This window comes from Alcanivorax sp. HI0044 (assembly GCF_001634945.1).
Genome location: NZ_LWEZ01000891.1, coordinates 1 through 772, shown reverse-complemented (window position 1 = coordinate 772; position 772 = coordinate 1). Strand labels below are relative to the sequence as shown.

Here is a 772-nt window from a genome sequence, read left to right as displayed (position 1 = left end):
TTGGCGTGCAGGGTACTGGCATCACTGTTGGGGCGCACCAGTGCGACTACCTCCCACTGTTTGTCGAGAAGCTGGTCGATAATGTGCCCACCGAGAAACCCCCGGCCCCCGCTGATAAATGCCACTGGCATGGTTGGTATCCTTCTTTGGCTGACGCTTGTTGCTTCTTCTATACGCACCGAAACGGACGCTGGCAACTGCTTTGTCTTCCCAGTGACTTGCTTCTAAAGGTTCATCGCAGGGTTGAGTGATGAGCCGATTTCAGGATTTGCCTCAATCCTACCCTGGTTGCCGCAGGACGCCGGGTGCCCGACGGCGGACGCTTGCATTCAAAACCTGAAAATCTTGGCTCCTATGCGCTCTTCGCAAAACGCATTACCCGATTATTTCCTGAATAATGGCCCTGAGTATTCCTCAAAATACCCCTCAAAAGAGGTACCGCAATAGTGACAAACACTCAGGCTATGGGGTTTGACGTCAGGCATCCGGCGTTGAGCGTTCGGCAAAATGCAGGGTATTCGCCATAAGCTAATCAAACGGCTAGAGCCTGTTATTCAGCCTCATCCGCGATGAACTGTTTTAAACAGCCACTTGTCGAAACTTTGACGATTTTGCTTCAACACTGGCCAAGTTGATGGGTTTTGACTATATTGCCGTTTCAAACAGGCGGGTGTAGTTCAATGGTAGAACGGCAGCTTCCCAAGCTGCATACGAGAGTTCGATTCTCTTCACCCGCTCCAGACATAAAAAAAACCGCTTTTGGCGGTTTTTT

At 50.6% G+C, this 772-nt stretch carries 1 protein-coding gene and 1 tRNA gene; one reads left to right on the top strand and one right to left on the bottom strand.

What is annotated here, in order from left to right; all coding sequences use genetic code 11:
* Window positions 1-131: NAD-dependent epimerase/dehydratase family protein (locus tag A3730_RS30360; protein ID WP_156501136.1), on the bottom strand; the 131-nt coding region annotated here is incomplete at its 3' end.
* Between the two features lie 535 nt (window positions 132-666).
* Here A3730_RS30360 and A3730_RS10595 point away from each other — a divergent pair.
* A tRNA-Gly gene (locus tag A3730_RS10595) sits at window positions 667-740 on the top strand.
* The last annotated feature ends 32 nt before the right edge of the window (window positions 741-772 follow it).